Genomic DNA, 15,761 nt, shown 5'->3' with positions numbered 1-15,761 from the left:
CCCCGCGCGACGGGCGTCAGAAGACCTGGTTGACCAGTTCCGAGGCGGCGGGCAGGATATTGCTTTCACTCTGGCAAGGCGAGAACCGGGTGAGACAGGACAGGCGGAAGTCCATGTATTGCTGCTTTTGTGCAGCGGGTTCCTGGGGCATGAAGTTGATTCGCAATCCGTACGGGCTCTTGATGCGGCGCACGGTGCGGTAAGGGTGGGTGGGAACGATGTGGGCCAGTTCCGTCTCAGTGAACTCTTCAGTTTCATCCGAGAAGACAGCCAGTTCGGGGGTGAACGCGTTGCGTGTCCACCAATCGCGCAAGGGCAGCATCACTTCGACGGAATAGCCTTTGCCGGTGACCACGCCGCCCTTGTATCGCAGGCCGGCACGCACTGCGGCATTGCGCAGGCCGAGATGGTCGGCCATGCGCGCCAGCAGGTTGTTTGCGGTCGGGTTGGAGAAGCCGGTGAGGAAAGCAGGCAGCGCATGTTGGAGACGAATGAACGAGGTGCATTCGCCTGCGCCGCATTCTGTCTCGACCGGACCCCACTGATACCACCGGGCGATGACGGACTGGGCCTGGGTGGTGCTGCTCTCGCCCACTTGAAGGCGCTGAATATCAAGAAGCAGGGCCTCAGCCCGGGAGCGCAGGATACGCTGCCGAAGCTGGATCGCCGCCCAACCGGAGCACAGCAGCAGCACCGCGACCACTGTGGCGATGGCGCCCTTGTTGAGAGGACGGCGCGCCCGTGTTCGCGGCTTCTGCCGGATGATGGGCAGGAGAGAGTGTCGCGGCATCCGGAGCTAGGCCAACACCACTTCGCGGATGGTTTCCTTACGTACGGTGAGGCTCTCGATAAGGTCAGTGCGCACTTCATAGCCGCGGCCGGGGATGTCGGGGATTTCGATCTCGCCTTTGCTGGTCACAGCGACTTCCGGTTCGATGATGTCCTCAGCCCAATAGCGCGCAGAGGCGGAAACATCGCCCGGAAGAGAGAAGTTCTCAAGCGAGGCCAGAGCAATGTTGTGAGAGCGCCCGATGCCGGCCTCAAGCATGCCGCCGCACCAAACCGGTATCCCGCGCTCAAACGCCGCATTGTGTACGGCGATGGCCTCAGAGAATCCGCCTACGCGGCCCAGCTTGATGTTGATGATGCGGCAGGACTCCATCTCGATGGCGGCGAGCGCGTCGCGGCGATTGCGAATGGACTCGTCCAGGCAAATGGCCGTGTTGAGCCGCTTCTGCAGCATGGAGTGGAAGTAGAAGTCATCGTGCCAGAGGGGCTGCTCGACCATCAACAGGTCGAACTGATCAAAGCTGCAGAGGTGGTCGAAATCGTGCATGCGATAGGCCGAGTTGGCATCGCAGCTCAGCAGGATGGAAGGCCAGCGGTTCCGCACGGCGGCAAATACGTCGACATCCCAGCCCTGTTTGCACTTCAGCTTGATGCGCTGATAGCCGGCGGCGAGTTCCTTCTCGATGATGGCCATCAATTCAGGGAGGGTCTTCTGGATGCCCAAAGAAACGCCACAGGGGATGGAGTCGCGCACGCCGCCCAGAAGGCGCGACAAGGAGATGCCTTCACGCTGCGCTTCGAGGTCCCAGATCGCGTTTTCGAGCGTGGCCTTGGCCATGCGATGGCCGCGCACCGGCTTGAAGAGCTTGGGGCAATCGCCGCCGTGCTCGATCTGCCCGGCGGAGGCAAGCATGGGGCCCAGTTCGCTCAGGATGACCTGCCAGCTGGTGTCAGTGGATTCGGAGGAGAAAAACGGTCGCTCGCCGGCGGTGCACTCGCCCCAGCCAATCAGGCCCTCGGAGCGGACTTCGGCAAGCAGGATGCGTCGGTGGCGCGTTACGCCAAAGCTGGTCTCAAAGGGACGCACGAGGGGTAGCTGGATCTCTCGCAGAATGATTCCATCGATTCGCATATTTCGCTTTCCTTGGGGGCTTAGATGCCCAGGCCGGGCTGATCCACTGGTCCGAGTTCGTAAATTCCGTTTCCCTGTGTGTCGCGTTGGAAGCCGATGACTGCCAGCCCACGGGCAAATGCTCGCTGAAATTTTTGGCGATTTTCCAGCTGTACGGCGAGGGCTCGCGGCCGTTCCTCCTCAGAGGCCTTCCACTGATAAATGGAAGCAGGAACGCAGACACGTTCTTCGATGACCAGATCCACAGGCGGTTTCCCTTCCAGGATGCCCTTGACGCGGAGTGAATCCAGCTCCCACTCGGCAATCAGGCGATCCGTAGGCAGGCCACCTTGCAGTCGAGATGAGGATACACCATAGAAATTTTCGGAATAGCGCCGGATAACCGCGCCGAGTTTGCGGATGTTGAGGAAAGCGTTCTTGATTTCCACAGGGTCGAAAGTCCACTCAATATGGGTGATGCCGCGGGTCAATGCATCCGTGCGCTGAGCCAGCTTGAGTTGCGCTCCGAGGCCCCGGTTGCGGTAATCCGATTTGACCGCAAGCATGTGTGAGTGGATATAAGGGTAGGGCTTTCCGTCAGGCGCATGGGAGCCGGTCTTGATGCCCGGCAAAGACAAAGAAAAGCCGACCATGGTGGCGGCGTTGCCGGTTTCAGGCGCGCCGGGCAACTCGGTGTCAAAGGCGCCCAGCACCTGGCCGCCGACCTTCTGCATGACCAGAAAGGCCTTGCGGGGGATGATGTCAGTGGCGTCGTAACCCCATGTCTCCACCTGCAACTGTACGCAGGCTTCCAATTCGTCATGTCCTTCACAGGTGCGGATTACGATCAAGTCGGTACCCTTGGGTTGGTGGTCAGGTCAGGTGGTTAGGTCAAGTGATCAGGTAGTTAACGGTCAGGGTTAGTTGGGCCGTCGGCTGTCAGGCTTCGATCCGCGGCTGATCTCTCTATCTTCTTCGCCTCGGTCCAGAGGTCTTCGAGTTCCGCGGGGGACAGCTTTTCGAGGGGCTGGGTTGCGGCGTGTTCCATTGCTGCGAAGCGCTGGCGGAAGCGCAGATTGCAGCCGCGGAGCGCCATCTCCGCGTCAATATGCAGATGGCGAGCCAGGTTAACCACAGTGAAGAGCAGGTCGCCCAGTTCTGCTTCCGCCCTGACCTTGTCGCCGCGCTCGGCTTCAGCCTCAAGCTCAGCTAGCTCTTCCGCAACTTTGGGCAGCAGGTGGCGCCAATGGGGCCAGTCGAACCCGGCCTTGGAGGCTTTTCCGCCGATCTTGGCGGCTTCAGCCAGCGCGGGCATGGCGCGGGAGACGCCGTCGAGGCGGCCTTCAGACTCGGGGTCGCGGGCCTTTGACGAGTTTTCGAGAGCTTTGATCTCTTCCCAGTTGCGGAGCACGGCGGTGGCGGACCCCTTCACATCGGCATTCACGTCCGCACGATTGCCGGCGGCTCGCGAGGCCTCTTCACCGAAAACGTGCGGATGGCGGCGGATGAGTTTGCGATTCAGGTGGTCGAGGACGTCGCTGATGGTGAACCGCCCCTCGTTGGCGGCCATCTCGGCATAGAACAGGACCTGGAGGAGCAGGTCGCCCAATTCCTCGGCCAGGTGGGGGAAGTCGCGCCGCTCGATGGCGTCGAAAACCTCGTAGGCTTCTTCGAGCGTGTATTTGCGGATGGTGTCGAAGGTCTGCTCGCGGTCCCAGGGGCAGCCGTCGGGAGCGCGCAGGCGTGCCATGATTTCGGCCGATTGCTCAAAGAGCCGTGCCGCTCCGGGCGCGTCGGTCTTCACCGCCGAATCGTGCCTTGGAACGGAGGGAACAGAGTCTGGACTGTTGGCGTTTCCTGCAACGTCCATCGTTATCAGGATAAACGCTGAGGCCGGAGAAATGTGGCCGGGGGCTGACGGTGACTTCCGATACTCAGGAGGCCGAAAGGTACTCTAACTTTGGTCATAACACCCTTGTGTGTTTCTTTACTTTGCCGATCATGTCAGACTGCTAACCGATTCACAGTTGACACCAAAATCTGCAGGAGGCTCACTTCCATGTTCCTGGATCGCGAACAGCTTGACACTCTAAAACGCCTGATTGAAGAAGAATACCGGCTCGACATGGCCGCTATCGAACGGCTGCAACGCCGATTCGTGTCTCTAGAAGGCTCGAACAGCGGCGGGAGAGAAGCCTCGAACGGCGGTGGGCGTGCACTCTCCACCGTAGCCAGTACCAGTTCCACTTCGTCGTACCCAGCGCCGGTTGTCGAAACGCAGCCTGCAGCTTCTGCCGTGATTGATCTGCCCCAGGAGCGCCAGCCCGACGAGTTGACAGGCACCCTGCGCGCCATGTTCAGCACGCAGCGCCGATAGCTCGACGAGCGAAGCAGCCCGCGGCGCCCGGATGGGTTGCCGCAGCTCCCCTGCGCTTCCCCGTCCAGTTTGAGACGCCGATGCGTCCTTGCGTGGCAGATAGCATTCTTGTTGCGCGATTATCCCATGCGCGCTTCGCTGCTCCGCTCGCACCGACCCGGAGGTGCCTCCGCGGCGTGGTTCTCGCTCTCGCCTTCGGCATAATGGAAGTGTGCCCTTCACTCCAGCGCATGCTGCCGCAGCCCTGCCATTTCGCCGCACGCGCCTGATTCCGTCGGCGCTGCTGATGGGCACATTTGCGCCCGACCTCGAATATTTTGTGCGCCTGGCTGCCGGCGGCGGGTGGGGACACACGCTTCCCGGCGTGTTTGGCATGAGCCTTCCGGCTGGGATGGCGGCGTTGTGGATCTTCCATAGGCTGGTCAAGGTGCCATTCGTTTACCTGCTGCCGGAGAGCGTACGCGCGCGCCTGACGCCTCAGATGGAGCCATTTCACTTCGGGCCTCCATCCCGATTCCTGAACATCGTCGCATCGGTTCTGGTGGGAATCGTCACGCACCTGCTGTGGGATGGGTTCACGCACGAAAAGGCTTGGATTGGCAGCCATCTGACAGTCCTTCATCACCTGTATCACGTACAGGCTGTGGGGTGGTTTCAGTTGTTTGATCTTCTGCAGCTTGGCAGTTCGCTGGCCGGCCCGGCGATTTTGGCCGTATGGTGCGTGCGGTGGTATCGGCACGCAGAGCCGGACAGCCGTACGCCAGCCAATCCATTCACACCGCACCATCGGCACGTTATCGTGGCCATGGGAGTGTTGGTGGCTGCAGTGGCGGCGTTTCTGCGTGCCTGGATTGGGGTGGGCCGGCCGGTGAACCTGATCACAACCGATGAGTTCGTCGCGCAGACGATCGTGACCTTTGGCGCGCTGGTGGGGTGGCAACTTGCCATGTGGGGGGTTCTGGGCCCGTTTCGCCACGCGGGGCGGCGCGCATCGGAAGAAGAGACGTATATGGAAGCGCGCGGATCAATGCGGCAATGATTCGTTCGCTCATTGACGCCGATGCACGTTGCGGATGAGGCCTTCGCTATACTGGGCCGCATGATCCCGGTTGGCTCCCATCCTGTATGGCATCCCGTGTTTGAGTCCCTTGGGTACGCGAGCGGATACGCGGTGTTCCGCCGCATGCGGGCCCGTGGTGGCGACGTGGTTGAAGAGCCGCAGCGCTGGACCGTGATTGCCGCCGCGGCGCTGGGCGCGTTGGTGGGCAGCCGCCTGCTGGGACTGGCCGAGCAGTGGCCGAGTGTATTGGCGGCGCAGCGTGCAGGACATCTGCTGGCGCTGCTTTTCTCTCCGGGCGGCAAGACGATTGTGGGCGGACTGCTGGGCGGCTGGCTGGGGGTGGAAGTGGCCAAGCGCGTCGCCGGCATCCGCTCGCGAACCGGCGATCTTTTTGTGATTCCGCTGTGCGTGGGCATTGCGGTGGGCCGCATCGGGTGCTTCCTGGCTGGTCTGGCGGACGACACCTACGGGAAGGCGACACAACTTCCGTGGGGCGTGGACTTTGGCGATCGCATTGCGCGCCATCCCACGCAGTTGTACGAGGTTGTTTTCCTTGCGCTACTGGGGTGGGTTGCGAGCCGGCCGGCCACATTGCCAGAGGGAGGGAGGTTCCGCCTCTTCATGGCCGGTTATCTGGGGTGGAGATTCGCAATCGACTTCCTGAAGCCGCAGCCTCTGGTGGGCGGCATCAACCTGATTCAGTGGGCGTGCCTGGCGGGATTATGCGCGCTTGCGCTGGAGCGTACCGCCAGCCCGCCCAGCGTAAACGACGCTGTCCGCGCGTGAAGCCGCGCTGCTCGAAAGGACGCCGATGTTTTCGTGGAAGGATTCCAGCACCACAGCGAAGGTGACGATCTTCTTCTCGGCTGTGCTTCTGGTCTCGCTGGGAATGTGCGGGCTGACGGTCTTCGGCAACGGGGGTGTCAGCGATGCCGCTTTGATCGAAGCGCTGCTGGTGCTCGGCTCGTTCATTGGCTTGGTGGTCACCCTGATCGTCGCTCTTATTCGCGCCACGATCACAGGCCGGGGCGACAAAGTGCAAAAGCTGTTCGATGATCGCGACAAGAAAAAGTAGAGGACGCGCACGATGATGATGCCGTGGTCAAAAACTCGAAGGCGCGGCGAAGGTGATGGCGATTTGCGCAGTCGTGGCGCTGGTGGCTGGCGGGCTGTGCGGAGTGCAGTTGCTGGTGCTGAATAACCAGCGTGGATGGGGTGATTTGCTGGGGCCCACATTCATGGTTACGGGCGCGCTGGAACTCATCGCCATCCTCGTCTGTGCGGTTGTGGGTTTCGTGGCGCTGTTGGTGTGGGGATTCGGCAGCATGTTTCGCCGAGACGGCGATTCCTGAGGCGCGAATCCGGGATGTGCAGTTTCGAATGTGACACAAGGGCAGTGGCGGCGCCGTCTCCGTTGGGTCAGGATGGAGGGCATGCGCAGAAAGAAACTGCTCACGTTCGGTTGTGCAGTGGGGATCCTGGCCTGCGGTGCGTGCTTTCTGCCGCCGCCGCGTCCGGGGCCGCCGCGTCCACCTCGGCCACGGCCGCATGTGAACCTGCAGGGAAGCAACCGGATGCGCGTGACGGTAAGGAATAACGTGGGGGCACAGGGGATCGATGCCGCGATGCTGGAGCGCTGCGTGGCCGACTCGATCAACAGCCGTCGCGCGGTGGCGATTCCCGTGGCGGTGGGAGGCGGAGAGGCGCAGGAAGGCGATGCTGTCCTGGCTATCACGATGGAGAAGGCAAGCGCAGCTCCTGAGCAGCAGCAGCTTTCGCCCGGTTCGACGACGTGGGATTTTGATGTGACGCTTTCGACCGCGCTCACACGCGCCGATGGCGTTTGGCTGTGGAGCGAAGTAAACGGAGTTTATCAGGGTGTTGTGGTGACGGCGGCCCGCGTTTCTGCGTGGGACTCTTCCTCTTTTGCGGCTCGGGCGCGTTACTACATCTGCGATCCGGTGGCCGTGCACATGCTGTCTCATGGACAATAGGTTCGTCCCGTCCCGCATTTAAGGATCAAAATGACTGAGAAGATTCGCCCCTACCTCTTCTACGACGTGGCCATCTCCATCTGCTCCACCTGCTACCGGCGCGTGGACGCCAAAATCGTGTTCGAAGAGGACAAGGTCTGGATGATGAAGCGGTGTCCGCTGCATGGACATCAGCGCGTGCTGGTGGCTGACGATGTGGATTATTACCGTCGCGCGCGCGAGGTCTTTCTCAAGCGGCCCGATCAGCCCATGGTCTACAACACACCGGTGAAGTACGGCTGCCCTTACGATTGCGGCCTTTGCCCGGATCACGAGCAGCATAGTTGCCTCACGCTTGTGGAGATTTGCGACGCCTGCAATTTGACCTGCCCCATCTGCTATGCGGGCAGCGGCCAGCATCGCACTGAGTTCCGCACCCTGGAGCAGATCGAGGCCATGCTCGATTGCGTGGTGCGCAACGAGATGCAGCCCGACGTAGTGCAGATCTCGGGCGGCGAGCCGACGCTGCATCCCGACTTCCTTCGTGTACTCGCAATGTGCAAGGAGCGGCCCATCCGCCACCTGATGGTGAACACCAACGGGATTCGCATTGCGCAGGACGAGGAGTTCGCGAAACGGCTGGCGGAATTCATGCCTGAGTTCGAGATATATCTGCAGTTCGACTCGCTCCAGCGCGATGCGCTGATGCAGTTGCGCGGCGCCGATCTGCGCTCGATCCGGCAGAAGGCGCTGGAACGGCTGAATAGATTCGGCATCTCGACAACGCTGGTGGTCACAGCGGCGCGCGGCGTGAACGATGGCGAGCTTGGATCGATCATCGACTTCGCACTTACTCAGCCCTGCGTGCGCGGTGTGACGATCCAGCCGGTGCAGCAGGCAGGCCGCGTGCAGGGGTTCTCAAGCGATGAGCACAGGCTCACGCTGACGGAAGTCCGACGGCGGATACTGGAGCAGACCACCGTCTTCCGCCCTGAAGACCTGATCCCGGTGCCGTGCCATCCTGACGCGCTGGCGATGGGCTACGCGCTTAAACTGGGCAGCAAGGTGGTTCCGCTCACCGGCATGGTGCCGCCGGAGGTGCTTATTGATGGGGCGCGGAACACGATTGTTTACGAGCAGGAGGCCGGGCTTCGCGATCACCTTTTCAAGCTTTTCGCGACCAATCACTCGCCGGCTTCGCAGGCTTCCACATTGCGCGAACTGCTGTGCTGCCTGCCCAAGATCTTTATCCCCAAAGACCTGGGATACAAAAACCTGTTTCGCGTACTGATTGTGCAGTTCATCGATGCCGAGGCCTTCGACGTGCGCAGCGTGAAGAAGAGCTGCATCCATATTGCGCACCCTGACGGCAAGCGGCTGATCCCGTTCGACACGTTCAACATGTTTTATCGGGGGGAGCTGGAGACGACACGGCTGGCGGGCTTGCGAAGGATGGGGGAGGCGCTTCCCGTCGGCTGAAGTGGCAAGGTACAAGCAGGATTCTCCTAAGGGAATGGCAGAAAGAAGAGCAAAAAGCGGATTCGTTTCGAGCACGGGCTGCGTGCGTCGCGTCCTTCACTCGTATACTCAGACCGACATATGCTTCGAATCCTGGGGACTATTTTCGCGGCGCTGCTGGGGCTCTGCTTTGGCAGCTTTCTGAATGTGTGCCTGAGCCGCTGGCCCAGGCGCGAAAGCGTTGTGCGTCCGCGCTCGCACTGCCGCAAATGCGGAAGGACGCTCACCTGGTGGGAGAATGTGCCGCTGGTGAGTTGGGTGGCGCTGCGGGGACGGTGCCGGGGGTGCGGGGCGTGGATCAGCGTGCGGTATCCGCTGGTGGAAGTCGCGGTGGGAGTGCTTTGGGCCGCCGCAGCATGGAACTTTCTCGCGCTTGCAACCGATCCGGAAGTGCCGGCTATTTCCCCTTTCCTGCATTGGAATCTCTACAACAGTTTGGGTCGGACGCTGGGCTTGTTTTTATTCTTCTGGCTGCTGGTTGGTCTTGCCTTCCTTGACATTGAGAATTTCTGGCTTCCTGACTGGCTCACACTCCCCGGCGTGCTCGTGGGAGCTCTTTCACGGGTGGTGTATCGAATTGTCGGAAGTCGATATTCGGATGCGCCTGTCCCCATTACGGGGGCGGTCGTTTATGGCGGTCTGATGGGGACGGCGATCGAAATCGCGATCGCCGCGGGCATCATTCTTCTCATCCGCTGGGTTTACCGGCTCATCCGGCGCCGCGAGGGCATGGGCCTGGGCGATGCCAAGCTGATGGCAATGCTGGCTGCATGGCTCGGCCTGCCGGGCGCGCTGCTGTCGCTCTTCATCGGCGTGGTGTTGGGTGCGGTGTTCGCGGTGGCGGCGCTGTTGCGCCGATCGCGGAGCAGCGATGGATCGTGGGCGGCGCTGCAACTGCCGCTGGGGACGTTCCTGTGTGTCGGCGGGATTGTGAGTGCGTTGTGGGGCGAGCGGATCATTGCCGCGTATATGGGAATGTTTCTGTGAGACTGCTGTGCCTCAGGAGCTGAAGGCGTGTTGACTCAACGGGTGCGAGGGTCAGGGCTGAAGCACTGACCTTCTTGATGCGGACGCCGCCGACAATTCGCGCATGCGCTCGCCGGGGGCTTTCAGCAGCAGCGAGGCAGCTATCTGGTTGCGGCCCAGATGCTTGGCTTTGTAGAGTGCCGCGTCAGCAGCTGCCAGGAGTCCTTCGGGCATACGCACCCGGCCATCTGTGCAGGCGACGGCAGTCGACACTCCCCCACTCATTGTCACAATGCCACGGCCGCCGTTGCCGTTGTGTGGGATGGCGAGGTCCATGACTCCGGCGCACAGCCGCTGCGCGACCTCTTCGGCACCGTCGGGGGGCGTGCCGGGAAGCAGTACGGCAAGTTCCTCCCCGCCAAAGCGCGCAACTACGTCATCGGGGCGGCGCACGCAGATGCGCACCGCGCCGGCGATGGCGCGCAGGCAGTCGTCGCCGGTGAGGTGCCCGTAGGTATCGTTGTAGATTTTGAAGTGATCCACATCCAGGAGAATCAGCGAGAGGGGCGAGCCGTTGCGGGCCGCGCGTTTCCACTCCTTATCGAGTGCCAGGTCGAAGGCACGACGGTTCTGGATGCCTGTCAGCCCGTCAAGGTAAGCCATCTGCGCAAGCTGATCCTGCAGCAGCTTGCGATCCGTGACGTCGCGCAGGTAGACGGCTACGTGCATGACGTCGTCTTCTCCGCGATCGAGAACGCGCACCTTGTTCTCGAGCCAGATGTGCCGGCCGTCACTCCGCACCGCCTCCACCATGACCATGCTGGTGGGCTGACCCAAGCGGATACGTTGGACGTCTTGCGCGATGAGTTGCTGCGCTTCAGGCGTGAATATGTCCTCCGGAGTCATCGTGGACAGCCGTTCAGGAGAGTAACCCAGCACCTGAAGTGAAGAAGGCGAGCAGTAGAGGAAGGTGTGCGCGTGCTCTGAGACGCTGGCCAGCCACACCATGTCAAGGCTGCCTTCAAGCAGCAGACGATAGTCGACGAGAAAGCTCTGGGCATACTTCACCGGATCCACGGACAGCCTCCAACCGGTTCACCTCTTCCTATCGGCCGTGCGCCGCAGAGGGTGAGTGGAATGAGCAACATTGAGAGAGATCCCACCGGCGTGGATCAAATTGGGATCTGCCTCCGGACTGGGAACTGACTCAGACGCGGGCGTCAGGAACCTGCTGCCATTTCGGACAGTAGCCCCGATGACGGGTGGGGTTTAATGTGTCTGTATTCGAGCGGTGAAGGCAACTGCCACGAAGGGATTTGACATGACAATGCCCGAGTCAACCGTACCGAATCCTACGCACGCTCCTTTGCACAAGAGGAGAGCGTACCTGCTTTTGCTGCTGTTGTTCGTGCTTCCCGCGCTTTATTACGGCTTGGAGGGATCGCACTCACACCGGAATCCTGCGTAAGGACTGCCTGATGGCGTGAGTCGCGGAACGATAGCGATCGAATGTATTTGTTAGTCTCTGCAGCCGGCGTTCACGGCCGCGGCGGGGGAGAATTTGCGGCGCCGGCCATTTCTGGCTCCTTCAGAAGCTTTTTGGCTTCTTTGGCGTGCTTGGAGTCGGGATCGTACTCGATCAGCTTCTTGTAGTTGGATTTCGCGTTCGCCAGATCGCCTAGATGGCGCTGCGCTTCGGCCAGGCCCCAGTAGACGTTGGGATTTTCCGGATCGAGCACCAGCGCAGACTGGAATCGTGACTGGGCGGCACGCCAGTTCTTCTGCTCAAGATAATACTGACCGACGTTCTCGTCTTCTTTGGCGGTTTCCGCGTGTTCCGCGGGAGGTTGGTTCTTGCCCTTGGGCGTCTTGCGGCGCTCGTCGTCGGGCGGGGGCTCAAGGATGCGTCCCAGGTCAGCCGAACTCGAGCTCTCTCCCGAACTGGACGAGGAGGATAAGTCCGGCAGCGGCTCATCGGGGCTGCGCACCGGATCGAGGTCGGCGCGGGGCAACGCGGGAGCAGGCACGGCCTCCGGGGGCGCTTCGCCCGGGGGCGGCTGGGTGGCGTTGGGCAGGACTGGCACATTGCCCGTGTCGTCAGGGAACGGATTGGACTGGGACGGAGTCGCGGGCGCCGGCTTCTGCTGGGTCGGGCTTGGAGGCGGCGGGGGCGCGGGAGCCTGCGCAGCGGCGAAGCCCGCCGCAAACAGGACCACCGCACATGCCAGAACGGCAGCCAATCTGGCGGGCTTGTTTGCTGCAGGCAAGGCTCTCATGTCTCTCCAATGGTACGATGCACAACATAGGGAGCGGCGCATCCTGCGGTGCGGCGCCACCCGCACCTAAACCACAAGGAAAGCATCGCATATTTCATGGGCCTGATCATTCGCTCATCCGCCATCCACGCCGCCGGCTGCTACACCACAACGCGCATTGCAAAGGGTCGCCGTGTGGCCGAATATACCGGTCCGCGCATCACGAAGGATGAAGCCGACGAGCTCTATGAGAACTCTCCCGTGACCTATCTGTTTGGACTCGGAGACGGGTCCAAAGTGATCGACGGCCACTGCATGGCGATGTTCATCAACCACAGCTGCGACTCGAATTGCGAGACGGATGAGCAGGACGGCCGGGTGTGGATTACGGCTATCCGCAACATCGCGCCAGGGGAGGAGATCACGTACGACTACTGCCTCTACGATGGCGGCGATGAAGAACAGCTGTGCAATTGCGGCGCTACTAAGTGCCGCGGGACGATGTATTCGCGGGAAGAGATGAAGAAACGCAAGGGGTTAGCACGGGCTTCGCAACCCGAAAGCGGAAAACGGGTTCAAAGCAATGTGAAGAGACAAAGCGCATGATCGACGAAACTCAACTCCCGTATCTGACCGCGCACCAGCAGGACGTTCTGAGGCGGTTTGCCTGGATGGAAGCCAACGTGGAAGAACTCCGCACCGCGATGACGGGAGTGTTTGAGTTCGAACTGCAGCGCGGGCACCGCGCGGCCCGCACCTGGTTTCGGATGCCCGAGCCGGGAATCGCCATCACGCGCCGGCATCTGGAAAACGCCCTCACCCGCAAGCGCGAAGGCAAGATTGAAGAATGCGACCTGGTGGAGTGGGCGACGCTGCTGCTGCTGAATGATGCATACGTGCTGGACCCCGGGGACGAAGACCTGATTGCCGAGTGGCTGAACGACATCAGCCTGCACCTGGACTCGAAGTAGGCAAACAAAGACTAGCTGCCCTCGCGAAGTGAGACAAGCGCTTGCAGATCGTCTTCGCTGCGCAGGATCATGAGCGCCTCAGGATTCTGGGCCGCATCGCAGATCGTCACTGCATGCCTGGGGCACAAATCCATACAGCCAACGTTGATCACGTGGAGCGGAGAGCCGGGGTGCTGTTGGTTGAGGCGCTTTACGGTCTTGCGCAATTTGGCGAGGGCGCGAAAGCGTTTGTCGCCCTTCAGCTTTTTCTGGCATTTACGGCAGGCAAGCAGGAGCGCTCCCTCCCAGGGAGCCGGATAGGTTTTCATGTGGTCGGACATAGAGGCTTAGATGGGCGCGAGGCGAATTCCACTGCACGTCAGGACACGCGCTGCTACGATTCCGCCCCGCTGATTGCCTGCTGCGCGCTCGCCGCAAGCGACGCCCGGAACGATACAATCCCACTCAGGCACTACGTCATTTTTGAGCAGCCGCGGAGAGTGAGCAGGGATGGGTTATCAGGTACTGGCCAGGAAGTATCGTCCGCAACGGTTTTCCGACGTGGCCGGCCAGGATCATGTCACGCGCACGCTGCTCAACGCGCTCTCGCAGAACCGGATAGCGCACGGCTACATCTTCTCCGGCCATCGCGGGATCGGCAAAACCACCATCGCCCGAATTCTGGCGATGGCGCTGAACTGCCGCACGGAAGTGGGGACGCCGGAGAGGCCGACGCATGAGCCCTGCCTGCAATGCATGAGCTGCCGCGAGATCGGTTCCGGCGGATCAGCGGAATCAGGCGAGCTGGCGACGCACTCCTTCGACTTTATCGAGATTGACGCGGCCTCGAATCGCGGTATCGACGATGTGCGGTCGATCCGGCAGCAGGCCGCTGTGCAACCGGCCCGCGACAAGTACAAGGTCTTTCTCCTCGACGAGGCGCACCAGATCACCGATGCGGCGTTCAACGCCATCCTGAAGACGCTGGAGGAGCCGCCGGAGTGGACCATCTTCATGATGGCAACCACGGAGCCGGAGAACATTCCGCAGACGATTCGGTCGCGCTGCCAGCATTTCAGCTTTCATGCCGTGAAGTTCGAGGACATCCTGGAGCAGCTGCGCATGATTGCCGGCAAGGAGCAGGTGGAGGCCGAGGACGCTGCCTTGGCGCTGCTCGCCGAAGCGGGCGACGGATCGATGCGCGACGCGCTCTCGATCATGGATCAGGCCATTGCCTCGGCTCCCTGCAATGAGGCCGGGAAGGCCGTGCTTTCGACGGGGCAGATCCGCGACCTCATGGGAACCGTGCCGAATGCTGTGTTCGAGCGGCTGCTGGAAGCCGTGGCGGCGGGGCAGAGCGCCGAACTGATGGAGCAGCTCAACGTGTTGCTAAACGCCGGGCACAGCCCCTCGTCGCTGGCGAGGCAGATGGCACGCTACCTGCGCAATGCGCTGATGTCGAAGCTGGGCGGCGAACAGACGGAGTTGCTGCAGATTTCGGCGGACGAGCGGGCGCGCGCCAATCGAACCGCCATGCTATTCACAGAAGAAGACCTGACGCGCAATCTGCAGATCGTGCTGCGGACCTTTGATGAGTTGAACTACCGGCAGGAACAGCGCTTTCACCTGGAGCTTGGATTGCTGAAGCTGGTGCATGCGCAGAGGCTGCTGCCGCTGGAGGAGTTGCTGAGCGGCGTGGCGAGTGGCGCGCCGGTGCGCAATGCGCCAGCGGGCAGCCCGGCTCCGCGGGCTTCGGCGGCGCCGGCGGCGGCACTGGCACCGAGGCCGTCCGCTTCTGCGGCTGCTCCGGCACCGGCTGCGCCCGCAAACAAGCCGGCTTCCCCGCTCTCGCCGTTTGGAGCGTCCCCCTTCGGGTCAGGATTTGGATCTCCGTCCGGATCAGGCGGCGCAAGCGGATCGGGTTCGGCAATTAAGCAGGGTGCCGAGCCGGCGTTGATAGCGAAGCCGGCGATTGCGGTGGAGGAACCGGGGGCGACACTTGCGCCGGAGGTAAAGGCGGAAACTGCGGAGATTGGTGTTCTTTCGCCCTTGCGACAGGACGGAGTCGGAAGGACGGGGCACGGAGCGCTGGCTGCGGAAGCGGCTTCTGCTTCGAGTGAGTCGCCTGAACCCGAGCCTTTGATTCAGCCGGGAGCGCCGGCAGCGGCCCCTTCGTTGTTTGGCGGCGGATTTGCATCGCCGCTCGCGATCGCGCCGGTTTCGACTGCCTCACCCTTCCCGGCTGCCTCCGCGCCGCCGGTGACGGGCTTTGCGGAGACACTAACGGAAGGTTCGCTGGCTATAGTGCCCATCGCGGCTGCGGCTAGCGGCGATGCGCCGGATGGGGATACGCTGCGGAACGCTGTGGTGCAGGCGCTGGCGCAGGGCGGCCATCAGAGCGCATCGACGCTGCTGGCTTCAGGGGCCTGGATGGCGGATGGCTCCAATCTCCGTATTGAAGTCGCGGGGATGGGCAAGAAGATGCTCAGCCTCACGGTGAATGCGGCGGCTGAAAAGATCATTCGCCAGGAATTGCAGAAGCTGGGTGGACCGGCGCGGTTCATGGTGGTTCCAGGCGAGGGCGCGGCGGCGGGCGCCGGGCCGGGATCCGGCATGGCCATAGCTGCTCCGCTGGCGGGCAGCGTGCAGGAAGAGGCCCTGAACCATCCACTGGTGCAGCGTGCCAAGGAGATCTTCAATGCCGAGGTGCGCAGCGTTGTGGACCTGCGTGCGAAGTAACCGGGGAGCCCCGTCCAAACTTG

At 62.0% G+C, this 15,761-nt stretch carries 18 protein-coding genes; 11 read left to right on the top strand and 7 right to left on the bottom strand.

Annotation, left to right across the window (positions count from 1 at the left end):
- Positions 1-16: 16 nt before the first annotated feature.
- The 4 genes from VGL22_RS06400 to mazG form a co-directional block, all read right to left on the bottom strand.
- Positions 17-703, bottom strand: a complete 687-nt coding sequence (locus VGL22_RS06400) for a hypothetical protein (RefSeq protein ID WP_465266069.1) — start codon at positions 701-703, stop codon at positions 17-19.
- A gap of 93 nt (positions 704-796) precedes the next feature.
- Positions 797-1,921, bottom strand: coding sequence for an o-succinylbenzoate synthase (gene menC / locus VGL22_RS06395; protein ID WP_465266068.1), 1,125 nt, complete (start codon positions 1,919-1,921; stop codon positions 797-799).
- A gap of 20 nt (positions 1,922-1,941) precedes the next feature.
- Positions 1,942-2,751 (bottom strand): GNAT family N-acetyltransferase, encoded by an 810-nt coding sequence (locus VGL22_RS06390; protein ID WP_465266067.1) that lies wholly within the window; start codon positions 2,749-2,751, stop codon positions 1,942-1,944.
- Positions 2,752-2,807: 56 nt separating this feature from the next.
- Entirely contained in the window at positions 2,808-3,770 is a 963-nt protein-coding gene (mazG, locus tag VGL22_RS06385) for a nucleoside triphosphate pyrophosphohydrolase (RefSeq protein ID WP_465266066.1), read from the bottom strand.
- A gap of 189 nt (positions 3,771-3,959) precedes the next feature.
- Between mazG and VGL22_RS06380 the strand changes: the two genes are divergently transcribed.
- From VGL22_RS06380 to VGL22_RS06345, 8 genes are all read left to right on the top strand, one after another.
- Positions 3,960-4,277: a hypothetical protein gene (locus VGL22_RS06380; protein ID WP_465266065.1), complete on the top strand. Its 318-nt coding sequence runs from the start codon at positions 3,960-3,962 to the stop codon at positions 4,275-4,277.
- Between the two features lie 211 nt (positions 4,278-4,488).
- On the top strand, positions 4,489-5,316 hold the full coding sequence (locus VGL22_RS06375) for a DUF4184 family protein (protein WP_465266064.1): 828 nt from the start codon (positions 4,489-4,491) through the stop codon (positions 5,314-5,316).
- Positions 5,317-5,412: 96 nt separating this feature from the next.
- A complete protein-coding gene (locus VGL22_RS06370) occupies positions 5,413-6,123 on the top strand; it encodes a prolipoprotein diacylglyceryl transferase (protein ID WP_465266063.1) in 711 nt (236 codons plus the stop codon).
- Between the two features lie 61 nt (positions 6,124-6,184).
- Entirely contained in the window at positions 6,185-6,412 is a 228-nt protein-coding gene (locus tag VGL22_RS06365; protein WP_465266062.1) for a hypothetical protein, read from the top strand.
- A 55-nt stretch (positions 6,413-6,467) separates the two neighbouring features.
- Entirely contained in the window at positions 6,468-6,689 is a 222-nt protein-coding gene (locus tag VGL22_RS06360; protein ID WP_465266061.1) for a hypothetical protein, read from the top strand.
- A gap of 81 nt (positions 6,690-6,770) precedes the next feature.
- Positions 6,771-7,331: a hypothetical protein gene (locus VGL22_RS06355; RefSeq protein ID WP_465266060.1), complete on the top strand. Its 561-nt coding sequence runs from the start codon at positions 6,771-6,773 to the stop codon at positions 7,329-7,331.
- Positions 7,332-7,361: 30 nt separating this feature from the next.
- Complete coding sequence (locus tag VGL22_RS06350; RefSeq protein ID WP_465266059.1) at positions 7,362-8,789, top strand: radical SAM protein; 1,428 nt, start codon at positions 7,362-7,364, stop codon at positions 8,787-8,789.
- A 120-nt stretch (positions 8,790-8,909) separates the two neighbouring features.
- Positions 8,910-9,815, top strand: a complete 906-nt coding sequence (locus VGL22_RS06345; RefSeq protein WP_465266058.1) for a prepilin peptidase — start codon at positions 8,910-8,912, stop codon at positions 9,813-9,815.
- A gap of 51 nt (positions 9,816-9,866) precedes the next feature.
- Here the strand turns inward: VGL22_RS06345 and VGL22_RS06340 are convergent, their stop codons facing one another.
- Both VGL22_RS06340 and VGL22_RS06335 read right to left on the bottom strand, forming a co-directional pair.
- Positions 9,867-10,871 carry a sensor domain-containing diguanylate cyclase gene (locus tag VGL22_RS06340; RefSeq protein WP_465266057.1) on the bottom strand — a complete coding sequence of 335 codons (1,005 nt, stop codon included), beginning with the start codon at positions 10,869-10,871 and terminating at the stop codon, positions 9,867-9,869.
- A 461-nt stretch (positions 10,872-11,332) separates the two neighbouring features.
- On the bottom strand, positions 11,333-12,070 hold the full coding sequence (locus tag VGL22_RS06335; protein ID WP_465266056.1) for a tetratricopeptide repeat protein: 738 nt from the start codon (positions 12,068-12,070) through the stop codon (positions 11,333-11,335).
- A gap of 96 nt (positions 12,071-12,166) precedes the next feature.
- Between VGL22_RS06335 and VGL22_RS06330 the strand changes: the two genes are divergently transcribed.
- Positions 12,167-12,655, top strand: coding sequence for an SET domain-containing protein (locus VGL22_RS06330; RefSeq protein WP_465266055.1), 489 nt, complete (start codon positions 12,167-12,169; stop codon positions 12,653-12,655).
- Positions 12,652-13,020 carry a hypothetical protein gene (locus tag VGL22_RS06325; RefSeq protein ID WP_465266054.1) on the top strand — a complete coding sequence of 123 codons (369 nt, stop codon included), beginning with the start codon at positions 12,652-12,654 and terminating at the stop codon, positions 13,018-13,020. The genes VGL22_RS06330 and VGL22_RS06325 overlap by 4 nt, the downstream gene beginning before the upstream one ends.
- Positions 13,021-13,031: 11 nt before the next feature.
- Here the strand turns inward: VGL22_RS06325 and VGL22_RS06320 are convergent, their stop codons facing one another.
- Positions 13,032-13,340: a hypothetical protein gene (locus VGL22_RS06320; protein ID WP_465266053.1), complete on the bottom strand. Its 309-nt coding sequence runs from the start codon at positions 13,338-13,340 to the stop codon at positions 13,032-13,034.
- 169 nt (positions 13,341-13,509) lie between these two features.
- Between VGL22_RS06320 and dnaX the strand changes: the two genes are divergently transcribed.
- A complete protein-coding gene (gene dnaX / locus VGL22_RS06315; RefSeq protein WP_465266052.1) occupies positions 13,510-15,738 on the top strand; it encodes a DNA polymerase III subunit gamma/tau in 2,229 nt (742 codons plus the stop codon).
- The last annotated feature ends 23 nt before the right edge of the window (positions 15,739-15,761 follow it).

The sequence above is a fragment of the Occallatibacter sp. genome (assembly GCF_036502485.1).
GTDB lineage: Bacteria > Acidobacteriota > Terriglobia > Terriglobales > Acidobacteriaceae > Telmatobacter.
This window is presented reverse-complemented; position numbering and strand designations above follow the sequence as displayed.